Below are 21,954 nucleotides of genomic sequence, written 5' to 3' on the forward strand. Positions count from 1 at the left end.
TAAGCTTTACTGGTGCTCCTGGCAAAGTAATCCATTCGTTGGGATTTTGCAGCGAAAATCGTATTCGTTAGAAAAATTCATTTTTTTCTTTCAATTCCGAGGTGTTCACTGCCAAGGCGCTTCTTGGTCGGCTTCGGTTCACACATAGGGATGTTGTTGCGTTTCATTTTGTTGACATGCGGGCTCAACGATCCTGTGGAATTTTCATCGCCATGGCGGATGCTGCGAGCAATCTAATTGGCATCGGCTCCGATTGTCAAGAAAACCATAATATCATTCCATTTTTTATGATTCCAAAACCAACAGGCCAACTCAGTCGGCGTTGAACCGCGATAGCCAGCGCATTCCCCGCGGCTTGCCGCGGGGAGTATTCAATAGGTAAATCCGGAAAATTGTCCCGTTGCCCGGGCGTCCCCAACACTGGCGGCCTTCACTCAGAAGCATCGCCGAAGTCAGTACAAGATTGCGTTAAAACGATGGTCATGTTCGTGGATGGCCGCTGGTTTCTCACTAATCATGGTTCCGGTATTCCGGTTATTGAGTCGGGAAGATATGCCGAAATGGATTATCGAGGTGGGACCATGGATTGTGCTATGTGCAGGATTGTGGATATCGACCGCCATAGTATGAGGGAAGCATCACGGCCGGCAGGGTAGCACCTTTTTCAGTTATCAGTACGGGGCTCTCCCGTCGAACCGGTGCCTTTTTTAAAGTCTTCTTTGGCTTCTTCAAAGCCTTTGCGAAAATTATCGGGCACGTTTTGAACTTCTTTTTTGACGGTCCGGCCCGCTTTGGTCCCGGACTCCTTTGCGTCCTTGCCGATTTTTTTCCAGTCGTCAGCCACGCCTTGCCAGAAGAGGCTCCAGGAAGAGGGGTTGTCTGCTTTCTGGCCAGAACCGGACCCGGCAATTGACGGTGATGCCGTCAGGATGGCGACGATGAGGAGAAAACCGATCAGATTCGATGTCATGGTGTCAGCTTGCCTCCTGAAACCTGATGCCGTTTTCCGTGGGGCGGGTCATCGAGGGTTAGCGGAATCACGCTTCTGCAACGATTGCCTCGATCTTTTCCCAGATGAACTGGGCCACCTCCTCGGCCGAATTTTTTTCGATCACGGCAAGATCCTCGCACAACGCCTCGATGTTGGCTTCTTCGATATCCGTCATTTTATTCACCAGGAATGAATCCACCTCGCCGCCTGCGGGCAGCAGGCCACAGGCACCCACGGCGCCGATGTAATTGCCGTCGACAAAAATCGGTACCACGATCTTCATCAACCCGGCGTCGCACTCCTCGATCACCGGCCGCTTCTCAACCTTGGCCTGGTTGGCCTGGTTCATGTGCGCCACGGCAAAAATAAACGACTGGCCCTTGTCCGTGGCCTTGATTGCCGGACAGAGACGATTGACCCACACTTTATTGTCGGTGATGCGGATGCCGTCGGTATTGAACACATTCGATTCCAATCCCGAGTGTTCATGGATTTCGTTCTCGATCTGGGTCCATTTTTCCAGGGGCAACAGGTCGGTCAGTTCCACGGTTATACTCCTTGATTCACTGGTAACGGTAAGGCTCCAATTTAGACGTGCAGTTTCTTCCTTTACCATTTTTGTTAGGTCATAGGGAAGCGCTTTCGGTAAGCCAGGCCCTGAGTCGCTTCATGCCTTCCTCGATGGAAATCTCGGCCGTGTACCCTAGGTCCCGTTTGGCCGCGGAAATGTCGAACCAGTGGGACGTAGCCAACTCCCGGGCAACGAAGCGCGTCATCCGTGGTTCAGCGGAAATGCCGAAGGTTCGGTAGGCCCACTCCATCAGCGCACCGATGCAGTAGGCCGCCCGTGGTGACAGGGTTTTGGTCAGCGGGGGCTTGCCACCGGCGACCAGGATCCGGTCGACCATCTCCCACAAACCGATGGGATGGTCATCGCTGATGAAATAGACCCTGCCCGAAACGGCAGGGTTTTGCTCCAGCGCCTGCATGGCCAGCACATGGGCGCGGGCAGCGTTGTCGACGTAAATCGTGTCCACGCGGTTGCTTCCGTCACCCACCCGGCGAAGCGTAGCGGCCCGGGCGATGATGCGCGGAACGAGGTGGTTGTCCTGCGGGCCCCATATCAGATGCGGACGCAGGGCTACGGTTTTAAGCACATCGTCAGCGGCGGCCATAACGGCCTGTTCGGCCATGGCTTTGGTCTGCGGGTAGGGTGCATGATAATGGGACGGATAGGGGACCGATTCATCCACCCCTTGCATGTTGCCGCCGTCAAACACCACGCTGGGGCTGCTGGTGTATATCAGCATGGGAACCCGGCCGGATCGGCAGGCCGTGATGACATTGCGGGTGCCGATCACATTGGGCCGGTGATAGTCCGCCAGCTTGCCCCACACCCCGGTTTTGGACGCCACGTGGAATACGGCATCCCTGCCGCTGACCGCTTTGTTGACGGCGTCGGCGTCGGCGATGTCGCCGGGCAACTGACGGACATCGAGGGTGTCCAGATCCGGGTAGGTGCCCCGCGAAAAGCTGACCACCCGATGGCCTTTGGCCAGCAGCTGCCGCACGATGGCTTTGCCTAAAAATCCTCCGCCACCGGTAACCAGAATGTTTTTTGGGGTGCTGACAGCCGATGCGTGCTTGGTTTCCATAATGAATCCGGTTACTGTTTCTTTTCCGCCCAGGCGGCCAACTGTTCTCTGAAAATCTTTGAATTGTGGCGGATATCAACGGGGAAAGCCCGGTGAAACAGGATCGTTTCGATGTCCTCAGTGATCGGGCTGGCCTTGGCCAAGGCCAGGAGTTCTTTTTCCAAGCCTTTTTTATTCTTGCCATCGTCTCCGGGCTCCAGCTCGATACAGACCACCGGCCGCTGCCGTCCCTGGGGGCCCACACCGACCAGTGCGCTGCGAAACACGCGGGGATGGTTGTTGAATATGGCCTCGCATGGAATCGTGAACATGGTTTTTGCCGAAGTGGTTACCCGATGGTTTTTGCGGCCGCAGAACCAGATACGGCCTTTTTTATCAATCCATCCCAGGTCGCCCATGCGGTGCCAGAAGGTGCCGCCGTCGACGATCTTGGCCAGTGCGTCGTCCCGGGGCCGCTCGTAATAGCCGCGGGTCACCTGATCGCCGCGCACGCTGATTTCGCCGATTTCTCCGTCCGGTAACAGCAGATCGTCCGTCCACTGGGCAATCGGCGCGTCCGAGATGCGGATGATCCTGACGTCGATGCCGGCAACGGGTTTCCCGACGCACATGCCGTAGCCCTGCTCGCTGAGTTTGCGGGTTTCGGCCAGGATCTCGTCGCTGCCGAAAGCGCTGACCGGCATGGCCTCCGTGGCCCCATATCCGGTATGGATCTGGGCGCCCTCGACGAGCATGGCGCAAAACCGTTCGATATCGGCCGGCGCGGCCGGTGCGCCCGCGGAGATCACCCGCTTCAAGGTGGGCAGTTTGATTCCTTTTTCATTACCGTAGCGGCCGACGCGATTGAGCAGGGCCGGGGAGGCGAACATGTTGGTAACGCCATGGTTGACGATCGCTTCGATGATTCGCTCCGGGTTGACCCGGGCCGGCTTGGTGGGGTCCATGTCCGGGATAATGGCCGTCATTCCCAATGCCGGGTCGAACAGGGCGAAAAGCGGGAAGGTGGGAAGGTCGATTTCCTTCGGAGTGATGCCGAACTGGTCGCGAATGGCGCGCACTTGGGCATCGAAGACCCCGTGTGAGTAAAAAACACCCTTGGCCGGACCGGTGCTGCCGGTGGTAAATAAAATGGCCGCGATTTCATCGGCCCGTGTATCGGCCATTTTAAATGGTTCCCACTGCCGGCTGCGCACCTGGTCCAGGGTGAGTCCGCCCCAGAACCAGCGACTGCCCACGGTAATGAAAGTATGGACGCTTTTGAAATACCCGGGGGCCAGGGTGCGCAGGACATGGGCCGGGGGAATGCCGATCAGGGCCTGGGCCCGGCTTTCCTTCAGGCAGTTCAGCATGCGGGAGATGCCCATACCCGGGTCCACCATGACGGGCACGGCCCCGACCTTGAACAGGGCGAAGACCAGGGCGAAAAAGTCCAGGCTCGGTCTGACCATGAGAATGGTGCGCACGCCTCGGCTGACCCCTTTATCTTCAAGGCCCCATGCCAGGCAATCCGATTCGATGTCCAGTTGGCGGAAGGTAAGGTGGGTGTATGCCACCCGGCCTTGCCCGTCCCTGCGGCAAGGGCAGACCACCGCCCGTTTGTAGGGTTGGATGCGAGCCATGGTGCGCAGGTAAGTGGCCACGTTGACCGTGGTACAAACAGGTGCGTCGGGTGATTTTTCCATAAGCGATCGGTTGTTATGCAGCCTTGTAGACGGCAACCTGAAAGATCTTATCCAAGAGTTTAGTTATAAATTTATAAGTTACCTGATTTTATGTATTTAAACTCATACAGAATCGAACTTGCGCGACACCGGATGGCGTGATAAAAAATCGGTTGCCAATCCGATGATCCGCTCCGGCACATCCTCCATCAGGTAGTGGCCGGCGTCGTCGAACAGGTGTTTTTCAGCCTTGGGAAACCGTCGGCACCACTCGTTGTAGTAATCCACGTCGAAAACGAAATCGTGCCGTCCCCACAGGATCAGCATGGGGACATGGGCCAGTGAGGCCAGGTGCCGGTCCACCCGGTCGACGATGGAGAATCCCGGATCGCCGGACAGCAGGGGAATGTCCTGGACGAAGCGCAAGGTGGCCAGCCGGTTTCTCGGGCAGTTGTAGGGGGCCAGCAGCCCTTTTTTCACTTCTGCTGCCAACCGTTTCCGCGGTGCCATGTGAAGGGCCCCTCTGGCAAACAGGTTCCCGTGGAGGACGGCCGGCGTGGCCAGGGCACCCAGATTGCGAATGACCCACAGACGAAAGGGGATGCGCTTGCGGCCCGGGGGAAAAAAGCCTGCCGTGTTGCTGATGATCAGGCGCGCCACCCGGTGCGGGTTCGCCACGGCCCAGGCCATGGCGATCATGCCGCCCCAGTCATGGACCATGAGCGTGACCCGATCCAGGTCGAGATGATCCATCAGCGCCGAAAAATCATCCAGGCGGCTCTGCAGCCGGAAGTCGTATTCGCTCTCATCGGGTTTGTCCGACAGGCCGCACCCCATGTGATCCGGAGCGATGGTGCGATGGCTCGATGCAAGGGCGGCAATGATGCGGCGAAAGAAAAAAGACCAGGTGGGGTTGCCGTGCACCATGACCACCGGGTCGCCCTTCCCCTGGTCGACAAAGTGGTAGCGAAGCCCGTTGCGTTCCAGATAATGGGACTGGAACGGATAAAGGTGGCGGTAGTCGGCCGCATCGATGGTCTGATTGCGAAGGGTCATGGTTTCGTTTTGCCTGCTGCTGGAACCAGGGCCAGTTCGAAATTCTCCATTTTGTATATGGGCAGGCCATCCACACTGAGCAGGCCGTTGGCCCGGATCGTCGGGGCGCCGCCATCACGCACGCGTGTGATCAGGGCTTCCACGGCAACGGTTTTATTTTTCGGAATGATCTGCCCGCGATAGGTCCAGCTGTGGCGGCTGCCCTCCACCATGCGGAACCGGTGGGTTACCGCCAGATGCGGCCACCGTTTCATTGTCACAGTTTTAATCAGTTGTAAAAAGGATTCCAAGCCCAGGGACCCGGGGCAGACCGGATCCTGGTGGAAATGGGCCTTGAAAAACCATTCGTCCGGATCCACCTTTTTAATGCCGCGAATGTAACCCAGACCGGAAGGCCCGCCTTCCGGCAAATTGGCCTCGATGCGGTCAACCATCATCAGGACCTTGCCGGGCAGGGCCAGCTCGTCCACGAAAAGGGAAAGGGCAGTGGCGGATTCCGTTGTGTGCGGGGGATCCATGGACAGGACGCTGGCACCGACCGTTGTCCCGGAATAGGGGGACATGGCTTTGACCAGGGGATCCGCCGGCCCCATGCCCTTTTGCTCGTTGAGCGCTTCAGCGGAAAAGAACCCGAAATAGGTGTCGCCGGTGTAGACCGGTTCGTCACCGGCATACACCTCGAAATCGAAATTTTCGATGATCATGTCGGCCGCCTCGCTGACCTTGGTCATGCGGCAACGCATGGTCAACGTGCCGGTGGCCGGTGTCACCTGGCGGTGCAAAATGGCGTTGCCTCCCAGGTTGCGGAATTTCAGGTCACGCTGGCTGCGCAGGGCCGAACCTGCATAGGCGGCCAGCCACCCGCAGGGTTGCAGGGCGATTTCCAGCAAGACGCAGAAGGGCATGACGCCGGAGCGGTCTGCCGCAAAATACCATTCCCGCTCGGGGATGTCATACTGGGCGGTGATCCATCCGTCGGCCTTGAGCGTCCATGGGGGCGGTTCTACATGGATCACCCGGTCCATGAAGCAATAGGGTGGTCCCGGAAGGCGAGCGATTTTTCGATTTTCGTCGAAGACGCGGTAAGGCTCACCAAAAGCCTCGGAGGGCTTTCCCGTGGCAAAGGCCAGGATTGACGCCCGATCGTACAGGGGGGCGGCAGGCATCGTCGGTTCTTTGACCTTCGTTGGGCGAGTGGTCCGTGGACGCCATGCAGCCTCGATCTCCTCACGGCTGATCCCGGTCATTTTCACGGACATATCCTTGAAAAAGACGATGGGGCGGCCGTCGGCCGACATATGGGCGTCGGCAATGGCGTAGGGTTCGGGGCCGTATCCGATTTCGCTGATCTGGATTTCGTAGTGCACATGGCGCGTTGCCGGGGTGACCGGTCCGCGGCATTTGAGGCGGGCGGCATTGCCAATTACCGGTTCGTAGCACACGCCGGGTTTTTCCGTTACCCATCCCATTCGCTGGAGAAAGACCCGCAGCGTGTGGGCGCAGCATTCGTACATGAGGGTGCCGGGCATGACCATGTCGTCCACGAAATGGCAGACGAGGAACCAGTCATCGGGGTGGATGTCCGCTTCGGCCCGGATCAGGCCGAGGCCATAGCGGCCACCCGCGGGGTCAAGTTCAAGAACACGGTGGATCAGGCGCATGCGGCCACCTGGCAAATGCAGGCCGGCCGACAAGCCGATGCCGGCGAACTGACTGCCGAAACACCCGGCCAGGTCGCCGCGGCGCAGGGCGTCCACCTGGTCCTCCGAATAGGTCTCCCTGGCCATGGGAACCGGCGGATGCCAATCCACCGGACATCTGCCGGGCACGGCCTGGCGTTCCCGTTCGGTGAGGATGATGCCGCCGGAGTTGATCACCTCGGCTTCGGTGAAAAATCCGGCACAACCGTCGCGCATGCTGATCAGGTGATCGCCATTGACAAACCCTTCGAAGCGAAAGAAGAACATCCAGGTCTCTCCCTGGCGCACGAAGCGGTCGATGGCGATCTCGTAGCGGATGGTATCCCCGGGACGGGGCAACCCCCTGTGAAAGACCACGACCGCGTCCAGCAGGCGGTAGGCCCGCTCACCCTTCACCCTATGGTCGATGCCCAGGTAGGAACTCAGAAACAGGTCTGCCTGACCGGCCTCCACGCTGATGCAAACCGGTGCGCGATCGCCATCCAGGTACCAGGCACCCGGCAGAACGTCATGCTCGGTGACCACCTGCCCCGATTCCATGGACAGCATTTTACCCTGCACGGAGATGATGCGATCCACCAGCATCAACGGCTCGTCGGGAAGGCGCACCCGCACCCGGTGGGTGTCCACCACGTCAAAGGCCGGTCCCAGGACGTGGCCCACGCTGCCGACGGCAAAAGCCAGGCACATCTCCCGGTCAAAGGCGGGAAGGTTTTGTGATTCGGGCACCTCAATCGCGGCAGCCGCAGCATCCGGCTGTGCCGAAGGCGCGCCGGTCAGGCGAGCGCCCAACCCCAGCAGGCGAGTCTGCAGGTCGACGGTTTCGGCAACACTTCGGGTTAATTCCTGAGATAAATCGAGAAACTGCTGATGGGCGCTGGCCGTGGTCTCCATGTTCCGGTGGGCCGCCTCAAGCAGTTTCGCCCAGGGGGCATCGAAAGCAGAATCGTTTCCAGCCGAAGCCGGCGATCCGTCCTTGCCTTGAGAGCCGGCCGGAAGCTTGACTTCCATCGGCGGCGAGGGCAACGATTCAGACGGTTCCTTTGGCTTCGACGCCACAGGCAACGCGGGTGAGATGATCGGACCGCCCACCGCGACCCGCACGATCTTGCGGTTACTGACCGACTCCGAAGAAACAAGGGCGGATGGTACGCCCTCATACAATGCGTTCAGGTTCACAGGTATCCGTTCGGCGACCAACCGGGCCAGGCACCGCAGCAACGAGGCGATTTCATCTTCGGTGCCATGGTTGGCCGCCACGGCCAAGTGGGGTTGACCGTCCAAGATCTGGTCGATCATGCGGCTGCACGACGCCCGCGGCCCCACCTCGATGAACACCCTGACTCCAGCGGCGGCTGCACACTTAATCGTCCGCGTGAAGTCGAATCCCTCAACAGCTTGTTTTACAATGGAATCAGCAATTTGGTCAGAAGTGACTTCATAGGGGGCGCCCCAGCTGCAGCTGTATACATCGAGCCCTGGCTTGGCAGTGGTCGGAAAAACATGCAGCCGCCGGTAGGCGTCGGCCGAAGGGCCGGCCGCATCGCAGTGCACGGTGACCACGCCGTCCAGATAGACGGCCTGGCAACCCATGGTGGTGACGGCCTGTGCCACCGCCCGTTCCAACCCGCCGATGACGCATTCACGGGGTGAGTTGACGATGAGCAGCCGCACCCGGGGTATCGCTGAAAGGGTTTGCCGGACCGATTCTGCCGGCCGGTTGACCACCGCCACACGCCATGCCACCTCTTCGCCCTCCGGTATCGACCATGCCTGGCGAAGCGACAGGCACGGGCCGGAAAGCTGGGTGGTGAACAGGTCGGTGGTCTGCATGCGCGCCAGCATGTCATCCCGGTCCGACCACACACCCTGGGCGAACAGGGCTGACGATTCGCCAAGGCTGTAGCCGATGACCGCATCCGCACGCACGGAAAAGCGGTCGAGGATGCGGGTCATGAGCTCGCCGAAAACCACCTGGCCAAATATCATGTTCAAGGGGTCGGCATTGAGCCGGGAGATGGCATCAGCCTCCCAACCGGCTTGCCACGAGCGTCGCCAGGGCATCAGACTCCAGGGTCGGAATTGGGTCTTCAATCGGGCGGTTTCACGGTCCATACCATTGACCGTGTCCGGAAACCGCAGGGCCAGATCGCGCCCCATGCCCAGGTAATGGTTGCCCGAACCGGGGTAGACCAGGGCAACCCGGGCATCGGCTCCGATGGGTTGAGCGCGAAAAAAGACCTGCCTGGAGTGCGGATCCGATTCGCCGGCGGCAATGGCTTGGCGGGCATCGTTGAACACCCTGCTAAAATCATCCTCCGGTTTAAGAATCAGGACGATGGCCCGGCGATGATCGGGCCGCGGCGGGTGCAATTGCATCCACCTTCCGGCAGTCGCCTCAAGCGGCTCGGCAGAGGCGGTGCGCGATAAGAAATCCTCCAGATCTGCAAGACCTTCAATCAGTTGCGAAGGTTCGTCTGCGCTGACTGCGAAAAAGCCGGCACGGGTGCCGATCACCGGTGCCGGACCGGCAGGTTCGACACCGGATGCGTTTTTTTCGTCCTCCTGAATCAACACGTGACTGCAAGTGCCATCCACGGTTATCGACGCGCAGCAGGCGGTTCGGGGACCGCGCTCCCGATCCCGATACCATGGCTGGGCCCGGTCCGGCATGTGAAAGGGATGAATCCTTTCCGCTGGTCCGTCCGATGGCTCGGGTTGCCGCGTATAACCGGCAAGGGGGGGTAAAACGCGATGATACAGGCACAACGCCGCTTTAGCCAGGGACGCCAGGCCGCTGGCAGCGCCGGTAAGCCCGGCGATGGGTGTGGCCGATCCAAGAGCGATGGCCGCTGACGGATCGGTCCGGTCGGCTTTTTGAAAAAAGCGGGCAAGGGCGGCGATTTCCATACAGTCCTGATCCGGTACACCGGCGCCGTGAGCTTCCACATATGACACCGAGTCGACAGGGACATCGGTGCGGCTAAAACACCCGGACAACGAGTAGCTGTAGGTCGACTCGCTGACCTTTCCCGCTGCCGGATCATCACCGCCGGCGCTGCCGATGCCACGGATGACGGCATAAATGCGATCGCCGTCGATCCTGGCCCGAGCCAGCGGCTTGAGCGCCAGTGCCACCGCACCGTCTCCGGGAAGCGTCCCATCGGCTGAGGCATCGAATGGGCGGACTGAATTGGTTGGCGAAAGGGGCAAGAAGCGGTTCGTGCGAACCACGCTGCGTCCTTCAGCGGCCAGATCCACCGCTCCGACCAGCATGGCGTCGACTGCCCCCTCCTGCAGCAGGTCGACGGCGACCTGCAACGCTTTGAACCCGGATGCCGTATCGGCTGAGAGCACGAAACTGGGTCCGCCGAGGCGAAATTCCCGGGCCATGCGGCTGGCGACGATGCCTCCTAAAGCCCCCATGACACGCGGCGGGGTGAGAGGGGGGCCGCATTGGTTACGCAGGTTTTCCATCCACTGGTCCATGGTCCGGTCGTCCAGGTTCAGGCCATGCACCGCGTTCCAGTGCCTGACCGCCGTGAAAAGCTGCCAGCGCAAATGAAAGTTCGTTGCTTCGAAATCGAATCCGATCCCGAACACCACACCCATGCGTTCACGGGGGGCGCGCAGGTCGAACCCGGCATCGGTCAGGGCGCCGGCACCCACTTTGAGGGCCAGCAACTGCTGGGGAAGGATGTCATGGATTTCATTGGGCGGAATCTGGAACTCGCCGATACTGATCTCAATGCTGTCGACATAGGCCCCTTTGGGGTCGAGGCCGCCCAAGGCGCCGATCAACGCGCTGTCGGCTCCTTTCCAGCGGCCGGGGGGCCGGGTCGCGATGCCGCTGTGGCCTTGAAATATGGCGTCGGCGTATGTTTGCAGATGGTTCAGCGATCCCAGGGTCACATCCATACCCACGATGGCCACCGGGGCAGGAGAAGCAACATCGGGGCTTTCATTTACCGATAATCGTTGGCAAGTGATGGATCGGTCCACAGGGCGATGCGTTGGCCACGCTTCGAAGAGGATATGGGCGTTGATGCCGCCGAAGCCAAAAGCGCTGACAGCAGCCCGCCTGGGGGTCTGTTCCGCACGGGCCTGCCACGGCGCTGCTTTGGTTTGCACCCTGAAAGGACTGCCCCTCAGCGGGCTGTCTTCGGGGGGCTGCTCAAAGTTGATCGACGTCGGCAGGGTCCGGTGCCGCATGGCCAGCAGCGTTTTGATGATGCCGGCCGCGCCGGCGGCGGTCAGCAGGTGGCCGATCATGGATTTTACCGAACCAATGGCGCAGGTGCCCGCGTCTGAAGATGCGGCTTTCCAGAGTTGAACCAGGCTTTGGACTTCCGTGGCGTCGCCGGCACGAGTACCGGTACCGTGACATTCGATGTAATCCACGTCTGATGGCTGCCAGCCGGCCAACCGGTAGGCCTGCTCCATTGCGCGGATCTGGCCGAGGCTCTCGGGGGCCAACAGGTTGCCGCGCATGTCGTTGGAAAGGCCCACACCGTGAATCACGCCGTGGATCGTATCGCCGTGTGCGATGGCGTCGGCCAGGCGCTTCAACACCAGAATACCGACACCTTCACCCACCACCAGGCCGTCTGCCCGACGGTCAAAGGGTGCGCAACGGCCCGAGAGGGAAAGGGCCTGCAGCTGGCTGAAGCCGGTCTGGGTATACAGGCATTCGGGTCGCGAGACCCCGCCGGTCACGACCATGTCCGCACGGTCCGCCGCCAGTGCCTGGCAGGCGAGTTTGACCGCGTAGATAGAAGACGCGCAAGCGGCGTCAAGGGTAAAATTATCCCCCCCAAATCCCATTTCCGCGGCCAGGAGTGCCGCAGGCAGCCCGTCGACCCGGCTGGCCATGGCCTCGACACGGGTCGGTATTGCCGGGGATGCCGGCGTACGGAGAAACAGGCGATTTTCAATGGCCTTGCCCAGGATTTTTCGGGAAAAGCCGGAGGCACTGTCCGTGGGCAGGGCGATGGCTGCCAGAATGGTATGGACGCGGCGGCGGTCGACCGGAGCGGTTACACAATTCCGGACGGCCCGCTTCCCGGCAGTGAGCGTAAGCTGGTGGACCGGATCCAGCCCTCGGGTCAACTCCGGATCAAGGGTAAAGGCATCGGGATCGAAGGTGAAATCATTGATCAAACAGGCGTGACGGGAATAGGGACGATCCGGCACCCGGGTGGTGCTCAGCCGATCCTGAGATGGGGAGATCCAGCGGTCCTCCGGAACCGGTGCAGACTGGTCGATGCCGTTGACGATGTTTTGCCAGAACCGATCCAGGTCCGGAGCGCCGGGAAAGATGCCGTCCATGCCGACGACGGCAATAAGGGGGTGTCTGTCCATATCAAGGAAAATCACTAATTTTTTAAAATGGTTTCGAGGTTGCCCCCGAAAATAACGATATTGATGGTATTGCTTTCAATTATTTGCCAAAACATAATTACATACCCGCTTCATGGATATAACGCAATAATCAATAGCCGATCAGCCTGCTGCCGATCCGGGTCACCGACCCATCGGCAGGCAATTCGCGTCTCTCAACATGCTGCCGGCGACCACGGCGCAAGGGTTCGGGATTTGTTTTGACAGCGGCATCCGCTGCCGCTATTGTGTTATTAACAGACGCCCACAATGATTTTGCCGCGACTCCGGATACAGATGATGCGGCGCCACGCTTTTCAAAATGCCCGATGCCGCCAATTGTCCAGCTCAATCGAATTGACGCATAAGCCACAACGCGCCTCTTGCCTATCATGCCATAGGGAAAAACGAATGATCAACGGTTCCACCCGGTCAGGCCGATTCGTAACATGCGGTTCTTTCACAAAGGCCCGCGAACACTCCAAGCCAATCATACCCTCGGAATGTTCGCTAAACGTGCTTTGTCGGATGTAACGCGTTTACGGTTTGGTCAGGCACGCGTAAACGAAAAAAAAAGGAGGTGAACCATGAAAATCCAAATCAAGCGTATCCTCTGCGCCACCGACCTTTCTGATTTTTCCAATTCAGCCGTGATGCAGGCCATCGGCATGGCCAAAGAGTTCGGTTCAAGGCTGTCGATCTGTCATGTGATCGATCTGCCTTTGGTTACCATGCACGGGGCGGCTTTTGTATACCCGGAAGATCAGATCGAAGAGATGAAAACCGGTGCCATGGATCAGATAAGGGGGTTGGTGAAGGACAGTGCGCTGAATTGGGAAGCTGTGGTGGAAACCGGCCCCGTCTCCAGCACGCTGTGCCGTCTGGTTTCTGAAAAGCAGGCGGACCTGGCTATCGTATCCACCCACGGGCGCACCGGGTTTAAGCGACTGTTCCTCGGTTCGGTGACCGAAAGGCTGTTGCGAACGATTTCCTGTCCATTGCTGGTCGTTACGCCGCCTGAAAAATCGGGTAGGATGGAAAAGCGGTTCAAGGGATTCGGCTTCGAACAGATCATGGTGGGGTGCGATTTTTCAGCAGATTCCGGGATGGCGGTGCAATACGGGTTCAGCCTCGCACAGGAGTTCGAAGCCGTGATCCATTTAGTGCATGTGGTGGAGCCTTTTGTCTACCGAGATGCCATGTTGCCGGATAGCGTAAAATCGGAGGCGCTCACCGAGGTGACCACGGGTTGCCGGCAGCGACTCGAAGAACTGGTGCCGGCAGATGCCCACAACTGGTGCAAGGTTGAGATCGCCTGCGAGGCCGGCAAACCTTTTCAGGCGCTGAAGAAATACGCCGCATCCCATCAGGTTGACCTCATCGTACTTGGTGTGAGGGGCCATTCACTGGTGGAAACGATGCTTTTGGGCTCGACAACCGACCGGTTGATCCGCGAGGTGGCTTGTCCGGTGCTGTCCGTCTGCCCGCCCTGATACGAAACAACGGCAGCCTGCGCCGTGGGAAATCGACGGATTTTTCACCATGACCGAGAGATAATCGTTTTTTTTAACGGTCATGAATGGCGTTTTTTTCGAGGCGTCCGTCCCATCACCGGCTTTTTCTCTTCAAATGAACACGGCCTGGAGTGGATCAGGGACAGCATGGCTCCATGCGCCTCAAGCTTCAAGTCGCCATCCCGGATGCCTAAAAGGATCGATCGTCTCCAGTTGATCAGGGACCATAAGAGGATCAGGATGCCCAGTCCGCAGAAAAGCAGAAGGTGAAGGGCCAATTGCAGGGGAATCAAGCCGGTGATGGACAGGAACAGCACGGTGGCCGAGGCGGCCCAGACATAAATCCTTATCTGTGCGGCAAGAAAGTCGTGATGAACGATGGTCCAGATACTTATCCGGGCAAGGGAGGATTGGAGTTTGAATGGATGTTTGGGATTCATGGTATACCTCCTTTGGTTATGTCATTTTTAAAGATCCTCCTTTCATATTGTTGGTTTACCGCTAACGTCGGGAAGATAGCTGCCGATCCATGTTGGGGTGAAGGGTCGGTTTTGCAAATAGGCTCTTTGATATCTATATAATTATAAATTCGAAATGGTTACCTGTCAATCGGCTAAGGTCGTTGCAGAACGGTTTTCGTTTTTGTGTCGGCCGGCAATTGGAAGACAAAGGGCAGGCCGATAAATCCAACCAGGGCAAAAATGATATATGTCGTTTTCAATCCAATCAGATCCCCGGTCATGCCGACGATCACCACCACCGCCGAGCGGGCCAGAAATGAAATCATCATGAACAGTCCGTTGGCAGCCGAGGGACTCTCCACGGCGTTTTCCTGAACCAATGCCAGCATCACCGGAGTGGTGGACAACAAGGTGAAACCGGTGAGCACCAGCATGGCATAAGCCAACCACCCATCCACCCAGACGAACGCCAGCAGGGATATTGGCGCGCCAAGCAGCGACAGGGTCAGTAACCGTCGGCGGCCAAAACGATCGCTCAGGGTGCCGGCCACCATGACGCCGGCAACACCGGCGATTTCGAAGATGGTCAATCCGGCACCGGCCAGCCACAGATTCCCCGTGTTCATGGCGATGAAGGTGGGCAGAAAGGAGGCCATGCAGCCGTGCATGAAGCCCCTGGCCACGAGAATGCCGGTAATCGGCATCAGGATATGCCGCATGCTGCGCCAGGTTTGCGTCAGCGGCACCGGTGCGGCGGCGGTGCGGGTCACCGGAAGGTCTCGGGTAGCCAAGAGCAGCATGGCCGAGCAGGCAAAACTGACCACCATCACCGGATAGAATCCGTCCAACCCCATGAGGGCCACCAGACCCACCGCCGCCATCGGGCCAACCGCACGGGCCGCTTCCCCGCCGACCATGAAAAAAGACATGCCCATGCCTTTTCGATCTCCGGACATGCGGGCCACCACCACCGGTGCCGGCACATGAAAAACGGATATGCTGATGCCGGCAAACAGCATCAGGATCAGCAGTATGCCATAGGTGGGTGCGACGCCGATAAGGCTCATGGGGACGGCGGTCAAGGCCGGCGCCAGTATGAGAAACCAACGCACGCTGATGCGATCTGCCAGGGAACCGATCCAGGGGTTGATCAATGCGGGCAACTGCATCACCGTGGACAGCAGCCCGGCCTGGGTCAGGGACATGGAGAGCTTTTCGATGAGCAGTGGCAACAGGGGCGCCAGAAAGCTCGAATAGACGTCATGCACAAAGTGTCCGATGGAGACGGCGATGACGCCTTTAAAGTTGACGCGGTCGCCCGCCAAGGGCGTTTGGATGGCCGACGGATTAACGATTGATTGCATAGGGTCCACTGTTGTCAGGAAAACGTGCACATATCCACAAGAAAGGCCCTAACCGATCGAACCTATATCCGTTTGCCCGGATTCGGTCAACCGCAGAGCGACCGATGGCGATCTTCAGGCTGGCAATACTTCGAAAGACCCATGGACTAATTGTCGATTCCCCGTTCGCATGGCAATCCGGTCGCAACGAAGGGCATGTGTACGTGGTTACGGCTCAATCCAACAAAGGCAACCGGCAAAGGTCAATGGCAGTGACCATCCAGCAATAGTTGTATTTGCCAGGAGAACGGTTATCTTTTTTATAATGGCCATTTGGCTTTGAAGGGAGCACCGCACTATGTATCTTGCCCGATTGCCCGACAAGCGTCACGGTCGGCGGTATATGATCCGACAATCCTATGCCGATGGTCACTGCTATCGGAGCCGTGACCTGTTCGATCTGGGTGATGACCCGTCGCGCTTTATTGTCTATCCCGGTGGGAATGGCTTTTATATCGATACGGCGGTGGAGGACGCCATCGCCGATCTGGGTTTTTCAGTAACCCAGAATGACCTGGAACCGGTTTTCATGCCCTTTCTGCCGCCGCACATCAGACGGGTGGTCGACGGATTCGATCGAAAGGCACGAACCGCTTCTCCTTCGGATACGTGTGCTCCGGCTGACACCATTCATCGCTTCGACCGGTACCGACTGCACTATCTCAAGCTGGGACGGGTGGACCCCAAAGATGTGAATTGCACGCCGGACCGTTTTTATGCAAACCTGACACACAAATCCCGCGATGAGATCGAATACGATTTTATTGAAGCGGAACGCATCTTGAAGGCGGAGGAACTGTCCCTCTACACGTATCAGATTTTTGACCTGCAGCGTTACTTCAGCGAACATTTTGCGCGCAGCCACCCCGAAGGCCTCGATCAGGAACGCATGGACCGTTTTTTCGTCAACACCCTGTGTCAACTCAGCCGGGACGAATCGTTCTGGGTAGGCAGCGACGATGAATCCGGGCTGCAACAGCACCTGGTTCGCTACGCGGTCATGTATTTCGACAACTGTTTTCCCTCAGGCGACCCCTTCCGTGATTACCTGAGGGATTTCATGAATCGCCACCGAATCCATCGCCCGCCGGAGAGCGTTCAGGTCAGCCTGGCCGAATCCGCCCGGCTGTTCGGCGTGACGGTGGATGCCTTGAAAAATATGGATTGCCGGTCGCTGACCCGGCAGTACCGCAAACTGGCCTTGAGGCATCACCCTGACAAAGGCGGTGATCCGGATACCTTTGTCAAGCTTGCTGCGGCCTATGAAAAATTGTTGAAGGGCAAATCAAGGAACTGACTTGACCAGCGATGGAAAAACAGGTGGCATCGTAGTGTTGGCCGATGCCACCTGTTTTGTTCGGAAGGCCGTCGGCTATACCGGCCGCGGTGCCGGTGGCGGGGTGCTGCTGATTCTTTCTTCGTAGGTGGAGAGCAGAAAAAGGGTGGCCAGCGGCTGGGTGAACAGCACACCGATGAAGACGGTCCCGCCGATCATTGAAATAGCCATGAAGATGATCACCACCACCACGTGATCAACCAGTTCACCGCTTCTGGCCATGGCATAGCTTTCCTTGACCGCATCGACGATGCCCATATTCTTGTCGGTCATCAACGGCATCATGTAGATACAACAGAAGGTGACCGCCACAACGACCATAATGCCGGGCAGGAAGAGCAGCGCGAAACCGATGGCGACCGCCACGAACACGGCGATGCCGAATCCCAACAGCGGCAGAAACAGATTCATGTGGGCAAAAAGGTCTTGGACTTTGGGTTCCCGGCCGTTTCGCATCAACTGGAGCAGGCTCTGGGTGTAACCGGCCATGGTGACCGGGGCCAGAATGCCCAGGCTCAGGGAACTCACCGCTACCATGACCAGGGTTATGAGAATCAGCGATACGACATTGCCAAGGGTCAGATTCCAGGCGGTTTCGATGTGACGCTTAAAGTCCATGGGCGCTCCTCAAGGCGTGTAGGTTTATCAAATGGTTGATGGAATACGATATAACCAACTTAGATAAATATAGTTTAATGTTATAGGCAGCGGGCGGTTCGCTTGCAACGAATGGTCGCATATACCGGCTTTGGCTGGCTGCTGTCAACCGTCATCGCCGATAGCAACACAGGCCGACGTCACCTATCATCGCTTTCCACTCCCGGATCTCCGATCCAATCGGCCGTCCAGCATCCGCCTCATCTGATCCCTTTCGGTTTTTGCCTGGGCAAGGTTCAGCTTCAGGGCCTCGTGTCCGGCGGGCGGGCATTCAGCCAATTCCTTTTCTAGCCGTTCCACTTCCTGTTGGAGCCGGTAAAGATCCCTGGCTATGAGTTGTAAGGACATGACATCCTATTCCTGTTTCTTGGGGAACGTGTGTGCCTTGAGAACGGCAAAGGGGCTGCTTTCATCCTGGCGTTGGCATTGGCAGGATGTTTGGTTGAGATTCGCACCGCATCGGTTGCACAAACCCTTGCACGAATCCCGGCACAGGGGTCTAAACGGCAGGGCCATGATGATCTGCTGGGCAATTTCATCTGCGAGATCGATGCTGTCCCCGCTGTAGACGATCACGTCCATATCATCTGCGGTAAGCTCGATGTCGTCCTCCGCGGCCGGATCAATCGCGCAAGGATCTTCCGGCACGGCCGTGCCGGAGAAGTCGGTTTGTATTTTCATGTCAAACGGCTCGAGGCAGCGGCCGCAGGGCATGCGGACTTCAGATCCTGCCCTGCCGCTGATCATAACCGTTTCGCCGGCAAGGGTTGCATGAATATGCACATGGATCGGCCGGATAAAACTGACGACGCCGTCACCGGCAACGGCAGCGAGAAGGGGCAATGCGGCAGCATCCTCCCGTTGGTCCAGATTCAATCCCTGCTCGGTGATGCTGCCGATGTGGATTCGAAACATATTTAGTGGTTTGGTTGTTTGAATGGAATGCGTCGGTTAACGTCCCTGGTCGTGGCCTGATGCAAGACACAGCCAGGGACGTCGTTCAGGATGATAGTCTACAACTTCTGTGCATTGGCCGCAAGATAATCGGCGACACCGTCGCTAGTGGGGTTCATGCCTTCATCACCTTTGTTCCAACCGGCCGGGCAGACTTCACCATTTTTTTCGGTAAACTGGAGGGCGTCGACCATGCGCAGCATCTCGTCAACATTGCGGCCTAAAGGCAGGTTGTTGACGACTTGATGCTGAACCATGCCATCCCGGTCAATTAAAAAAGATGCCCGCAGGGCCACACCGGCATCGGGGTGCTCGATTCCAAAGGCGCGGGTGATGTCATGCTTCACGTCAGCCACCATGGGAAACTGAACCGGCCCGATGCCACCCTCTTTTACCGGCGTGGTTCGCCATGCGAAATGGGTAAACTGGGAATCGATGGAAACACCTACCACATTTGCGCCGCGATGGGTGAAGGCGTCCATGCGCCTATTGTGGGCCAGGATTTCAGTGGGACACACGAAGGTAAAATCCAGGGGCCAGAAGAAAAGAACCGTATATTTTCCTTGCAGGTCGGAAAGTTTGAATTCTTCTACGATTTCACCGCTGGGCAATACCGCCGGCGCGGTAAAATCCGGTGCAGGTCTTCCTACGAGTACACTCATGTCGATCTCCTTATTATCTGAACCGATGCCGGTCATCGGTGGTTGTCGAAAAGGGCCACGCATCCAATTTTGGTTTCCCGGCCTTCAACACAGGCACAGCCACGCATCTGCCTTGCCGGGTTTACGATTCCATCGTGGTCAAACAATCGGCAGTTTTGATGGTATCTGTCATGTCATAGAAATACTTGACTTTAAATATCGAATGCGAAGCCCCGTCGGCCCGATCGTTCGCCACAGACATGTCCAATAATCATTCCATATGACGACATGTCAAGTCATCTGAGGCGCATGGGCCATAGCGCGGCATGATCGAGGTTGAGGCGCACGCCCCTCGCCGAGCATTTGTCGCTTGTTGCGGTGTTCGCTGCTTGATCAAAAAATGATCATGGTCGGGACGATCGACGGATGTTGACTGCTATGGGTTCGAAAAGATTCGGTTCATTCGTGGCGTTAAAGAAGGCTTCTGCGGGTTGATGCTGTCGGCGGTCTCCGGGAAACCACGGTTGTATGGGCCGGCATAAAAACATCTTGATGAACGTTCTTTTTGTCCCGTGGGGTCGGCGGGTTCAGCCAACCAGGGCGTGTCGGGACCGAATCAGCCAGGAGGGGCGGGGGCGGCTGTCGGGTTTTCTTTGAAAAAGATCAACTGCCACCTGTCCTGGTGGGGGTCGTGTCGGATGATATAGAGGCTGCCGTCATCACCGACAAGTTTGAAATACCGGTGGTCCGGCGCCAACCAGCGATCCTGGATCGCAACGACGCCGACGTGGCGTGCTCCCATCGTCAGGCGCCGCGGCGTCTCTTCGCTCCGGTAGCCGGCATAGCAATCGACCCGGATATCCATCTATCTGCCGGGCACGATAATTCGGGAATCGCTGCGCTGCTTATTCTGCTCCTGCTCCTGCATTTTTCTGATCTGCTCTACCATGCGGGCCATTTCCCGCTCCATGGCTTCGGGAAATACCTGGATGGCTTCGGCCAGGTTGTTGGCCATCAATTTGGCCTGCAGGGGGAGCGGGCCCTGTGGGGTGAGGATTTGCGTGTGGCCGAAAAAGACGGGGGAACGACTGGCGTCGTCCTTGCCGTCCGCCGTAACGGGCACCATCCGTCGTATGGATGCCACCTTTAGATCGGTGATGGCGTCCTCTCGATATAGACTGGTAGTATCTACTTTAAAATCAATTTGTTCTTGCCCTGTCATTAAGATTCTCCATTCGTTTTGGGTGATGGTGTCTCGTAAAATACGCGAGGATTCAAGATAGCTGATTTTGTTAAAGGTGTCACGGAGTTTGTAAAAAGAGCCTGCCATCAGGTTGACCTACCTATACTGTTGAAGTTTGCTGCCGCCCGTCATATAGTTGAAGACACATGCAAACCGAAACAAACGCCTCGCCCTCCAAGGGGCAATTTTTCAAACTCCGCATGACCGCCATCGGCATCTCCCTGTCTGTCTCCGTGGTGCTGATGGCCGTCAAATTCTATACTTTTCACCTGACCCGCTCCTCGGCGGTGCTATCCGATGCGCTGGAGTCCATCATCAATGTCGTGGCAGCCGCGTTTGCCGTGGTGAGCATCTGGATGGCCGCACAACCTCCTGATTCCGAACATCCTTACGGACACGGCAAAATCGAATACTTCTCCGCCGGGTTCGAAGGGGCCCTGATAATCTTCGCCGCCGTCGGGATTTTCAAGACCGGCATCTCGCACCTGCTGATGCCCAGACCCCTTGCCAATCTGCAGGCGGGCCTGGCCATCCTGGTCGCTGCCTCAGCCATCAACCTGTTGCTTGGGATCGGACTGGTAAGGCTTGGGAAAAAAACAGAATCCATGACCCTGATTGCGGACGGCAAACATGTGCTCACCGATGTCTACACCTCCGCCGGCGTGGTTGCCGGATTGCTCCTTGTCCATTTGACCGGCTGGCTCTGGCTGGATGGCGGCATTGCCTGTCTGGTGGGTGTCAATATCCTGCTGACCGGCACACGTTTGGTGCGACAGAGCTTTTCGGCGCTGATGGACGCCTCCGATCCCCGGCTACTCGACGAGATATCCCGGCTGCTTGAAGAACACCGCCAGGGAGTCTGGATCGATATCCATCAACTGCGGGCATGGCGGTCCGGAAGTTTTGTCCATATCGATCTGCACCTCGTTCTGCCCAGGGACTATCTGCTCGATGATGCCCACGCCCAGGCCAAATCACTGGAAAAGCTGCTTATCGGGCATTTCGAGGGCAATGCAGGCGTTCTGGTGCACATGGACCCGTGCGGAACGGTTTCCTCAGATGGCAAGGCCATGGCCTGCTGGGAAAACTGTTCCGAGCGGTCAGCGGCAGAGAAAGAGGGGAGTGACGGTCATGATCATTTTGTCAAGCTCGGAGGCAGCAAGTGATTTCTGCCAACGTCCGTTGGCGGGCTGTTGTCCATCTGGCCGCGTACCACATTGACCCGAGCGACTCGCCCCAATCTCCGGTCTGACTCCGGTTTCATTGGATCATGGTCGGCTCGAGTCCATCGGAACACCGGCCT

The 21,954-nt window shown here is 57.9% G+C and carries 18 protein-coding genes; 3 read left to right on the top strand and 15 right to left on the bottom strand.

All coding sequences use genetic code 11. The features are described from left to right. Window positions 1–664: 664 nt before the first annotated feature. The 7 genes from ACZCED_RS01660 to ACZCED_RS01690 all read right to left on the bottom strand — a co-directional run bounded on the left by ACZCED_RS01660 (window position 665) and on the right by ACZCED_RS01690 (window position 12,815). On the bottom strand, window positions 665–970 hold the full coding sequence (locus ACZCED_RS01660) for a hypothetical protein (protein ID WP_462969540.1): 306 nt from the start codon (window positions 968–970) through the stop codon (window positions 665–667). Window positions 971–1,037: 67 nt separating this feature from the next. Then, on the bottom strand, window positions 1,038–1,538 hold the full coding sequence (locus ACZCED_RS01665) for a PocR ligand-binding domain-containing protein (RefSeq protein ID WP_464860073.1): 501 nt from the start codon (window positions 1,536–1,538) through the stop codon (window positions 1,038–1,040). Window positions 1,539–1,617: 79 nt separating this feature from the next. Then, window positions 1,618–2,646, bottom strand: coding sequence for an NAD-dependent epimerase/dehydratase family protein (locus ACZCED_RS01670; RefSeq protein WP_464860074.1), 1,029 nt, complete (start codon window positions 2,644–2,646; stop codon window positions 1,618–1,620). A gap of 11 nt (window positions 2,647–2,657) precedes the next feature. Beyond that, the gene (locus tag ACZCED_RS01675) at window positions 2,658–4,328 is read right to left on the bottom strand and encodes a fatty acid CoA ligase family protein (RefSeq protein WP_462969537.1); all 1,671 of its coding nucleotides are present in this window, start codon (window positions 4,326–4,328) and stop codon (window positions 2,658–2,660) included. Window positions 4,329–4,430: 102 nt separating this feature from the next. Beyond that, window positions 4,431–5,363, bottom strand: a complete 933-nt coding sequence (locus ACZCED_RS01680) for an alpha/beta fold hydrolase (RefSeq protein ID WP_464860075.1) — start codon at window positions 5,361–5,363, stop codon at window positions 4,431–4,433. Next, on the bottom strand, window positions 5,360–12,424 hold the full coding sequence (locus ACZCED_RS01685; RefSeq protein WP_464860076.1) for a beta-ketoacyl synthase N-terminal-like domain-containing protein: 7,065 nt from the start codon (window positions 12,422–12,424) through the stop codon (window positions 5,360–5,362). Before ACZCED_RS01685 ends, ACZCED_RS01680 begins: the two co-directional genes overlap by 4 nt. Window positions 12,425–12,554: 130 nt before the next feature. After that, window positions 12,555–12,815, bottom strand: coding sequence for a hypothetical protein (locus tag ACZCED_RS01690; RefSeq protein ID WP_464860077.1), 261 nt, complete (start codon window positions 12,813–12,815; stop codon window positions 12,555–12,557). 214 nt (window positions 12,816–13,029) lie between these two features. On the opposite strand from ACZCED_RS01690, the gene ACZCED_RS01695 reads away from it, so the two are divergent. Beyond that, window positions 13,030–13,935, top strand: coding sequence for a universal stress protein (locus tag ACZCED_RS01695; protein WP_462967973.1), 906 nt, complete (start codon window positions 13,030–13,032; stop codon window positions 13,933–13,935). An 80-nt stretch (window positions 13,936–14,015) separates the two neighbouring features. Here ACZCED_RS01695 and ACZCED_RS01700 read toward each other — a convergent pair whose 3' ends face one another. Further along, entirely contained in the window at window positions 14,016–14,396 is a 381-nt protein-coding gene (locus ACZCED_RS01700; protein ID WP_462967974.1) for a hypothetical protein, read from the bottom strand. A 173-nt stretch (window positions 14,397–14,569) separates the two neighbouring features. Further along, window positions 14,570–15,781 carry an MFS transporter gene (locus tag ACZCED_RS01705; RefSeq protein ID WP_462967975.1) on the bottom strand — a complete coding sequence of 404 codons (1,212 nt, stop codon included), beginning with the start codon at window positions 15,779–15,781 and terminating at the stop codon, window positions 14,570–14,572. Window positions 15,782–16,118: 337 nt separating this feature from the next. Here ACZCED_RS01705 and ACZCED_RS01710 point away from each other — a divergent pair, with 337 nt between their 5' ends. Continuing rightward, window positions 16,119–17,117, top strand: a complete 999-nt coding sequence (locus ACZCED_RS01710) for a DnaJ domain-containing protein (protein WP_462967976.1) — start codon at window positions 16,119–16,121, stop codon at window positions 17,115–17,117. A gap of 75 nt (window positions 17,118–17,192) precedes the next feature. On the opposite strand, the gene ACZCED_RS01715 is transcribed toward ACZCED_RS01710, so the two are convergent. The 6 genes from ACZCED_RS01715 to ACZCED_RS01740 all read right to left on the bottom strand — a co-directional run bounded on the left by ACZCED_RS01715 (window position 17,193) and on the right by ACZCED_RS01740 (window position 20,630). Beyond that, complete coding sequence (locus tag ACZCED_RS01715) at window positions 17,193–17,774, bottom strand: hypothetical protein (RefSeq protein WP_462967977.1); 582 nt, start codon at window positions 17,772–17,774, stop codon at window positions 17,193–17,195. A gap of 186 nt (window positions 17,775–17,960) precedes the next feature. After that, window positions 17,961–18,161 (bottom strand): hypothetical protein, encoded by a 201-nt coding sequence (locus ACZCED_RS01720; protein WP_462967978.1) that lies wholly within the window; start codon window positions 18,159–18,161, stop codon window positions 17,961–17,963. Between the two features lie 6 nt (window positions 18,162–18,167). Next, window positions 18,168–18,728, bottom strand: coding sequence for a YceD family protein (locus ACZCED_RS01725; protein WP_464860078.1), 561 nt, complete (start codon window positions 18,726–18,728; stop codon window positions 18,168–18,170). A 98-nt stretch (window positions 18,729–18,826) separates the two neighbouring features. After that, window positions 18,827–19,429 (bottom strand): peroxiredoxin, encoded by a 603-nt coding sequence (locus ACZCED_RS01730; protein WP_464860079.1) that lies wholly within the window; start codon window positions 19,427–19,429, stop codon window positions 18,827–18,829. A 595-nt stretch (window positions 19,430–20,024) separates the two neighbouring features. Then, window positions 20,025–20,273: a hypothetical protein gene (locus ACZCED_RS01735; RefSeq protein WP_462967981.1), complete on the bottom strand. Its 249-nt coding sequence runs from the start codon at window positions 20,271–20,273 to the stop codon at window positions 20,025–20,027. Then, complete coding sequence (locus tag ACZCED_RS01740; protein ID WP_462967982.1) at window positions 20,274–20,630, bottom strand: cytoplasmic protein; 357 nt, start codon at window positions 20,628–20,630, stop codon at window positions 20,274–20,276. Between the two features lie 167 nt (window positions 20,631–20,797). On the opposite strand from ACZCED_RS01740, the gene ACZCED_RS01745 reads away from it, so the two are divergent. Continuing rightward, the gene (locus ACZCED_RS01745) at window positions 20,798–21,817 is read left to right on the top strand and encodes a cation diffusion facilitator family transporter (RefSeq protein ID WP_462967983.1); all 1,020 of its coding nucleotides are present in this window, start codon (window positions 20,798–20,800) and stop codon (window positions 21,815–21,817) included. Window positions 21,818–21,954: the final 137 nt, after the last annotated feature.

This window comes from Desulfosarcina sp. (assembly GCF_055467485.1).

Coding starts and splice junctions, on each gene's coding strand:
- ACZCED_RS01735 (WP_462967981.1), bottom strand. CDS start 20,273: ATGGATATCCGGGTCGATTGCTATGCCGGCTACCGGAGCGAAGAGACG.
- ACZCED_RS01745 (WP_462967983.1), top strand. CDS start 20,798: ATGCAAACCGAAACAAACGCCTCGCCCTCCAAGGGGCAATTTTTCAAA.
- ACZCED_RS01695 (WP_462967973.1), top strand. CDS start 13,030: ATGAAAATCCAAATCAAGCGTATCCTCTGCGCCACCGACCTTTCTGAT.
- ACZCED_RS01740 (WP_462967982.1), bottom strand. CDS start 20,630: ATGACAGGGCAAGAACAAATTGATTTTAAAGTAGATACTACCAGTCTA.
- ACZCED_RS01710 (WP_462967976.1), top strand. CDS start 16,119: ATGTATCTTGCCCGATTGCCCGACAAGCGTCACGGTCGGCGGTATATG.
- ACZCED_RS01675 (WP_462969537.1), bottom strand. CDS start 4,328: ATGGAAAAATCACCCGACGCACCTGTTTGTACCACGGTCAACGTGGCC.
- ACZCED_RS01725 (WP_464860078.1), bottom strand. CDS start 18,728: ATGTTTCGAATCCACATCGGCAGCATCACCGAGCAGGGATTGAATCTG.
- ACZCED_RS01700 (WP_462967974.1), bottom strand. CDS start 14,396: ATGAATCCCAAACATCCATTCAAACTCCAATCCTCCCTTGCCCGGATA.
- ACZCED_RS01660 (WP_462969540.1), bottom strand. CDS start 970: ATGACATCGAATCTGATCGGTTTTCTCCTCATCGTCGCCATCCTGACG.
- ACZCED_RS01720 (WP_462967978.1), bottom strand. CDS start 18,161: ATGTCCTTACAACTCATAGCCAGGGATCTTTACCGGCTCCAACAGGAA.
- ACZCED_RS01685 (WP_464860076.1), bottom strand. CDS start 12,424: ATGGACAGACACCCCCTTATTGCCGTCGTCGGCATGGACGGCATCTTT.
- ACZCED_RS01715 (WP_462967977.1), bottom strand. CDS start 17,774: ATGGACTTTAAGCGTCACATCGAAACCGCCTGGAATCTGACCCTTGGC.
- ACZCED_RS01670 (WP_464860074.1), bottom strand. CDS start 2,646: ATGGAAACCAAGCACGCATCGGCTGTCAGCACCCCAAAAAACATTCTG.
- ACZCED_RS01680 (WP_464860075.1), bottom strand. CDS start 5,363: ATGACCCTTCGCAATCAGACCATCGATGCGGCCGACTACCGCCACCTT.
- ACZCED_RS01705 (WP_462967975.1), bottom strand. CDS start 15,781: ATGCAATCAATCGTTAATCCGTCGGCCATCCAAACGCCCTTGGCGGGC.
- ACZCED_RS01730 (WP_464860079.1), bottom strand. CDS start 19,429: ATGAGTGTACTCGTAGGAAGACCTGCACCGGATTTTACCGCGCCGGCG.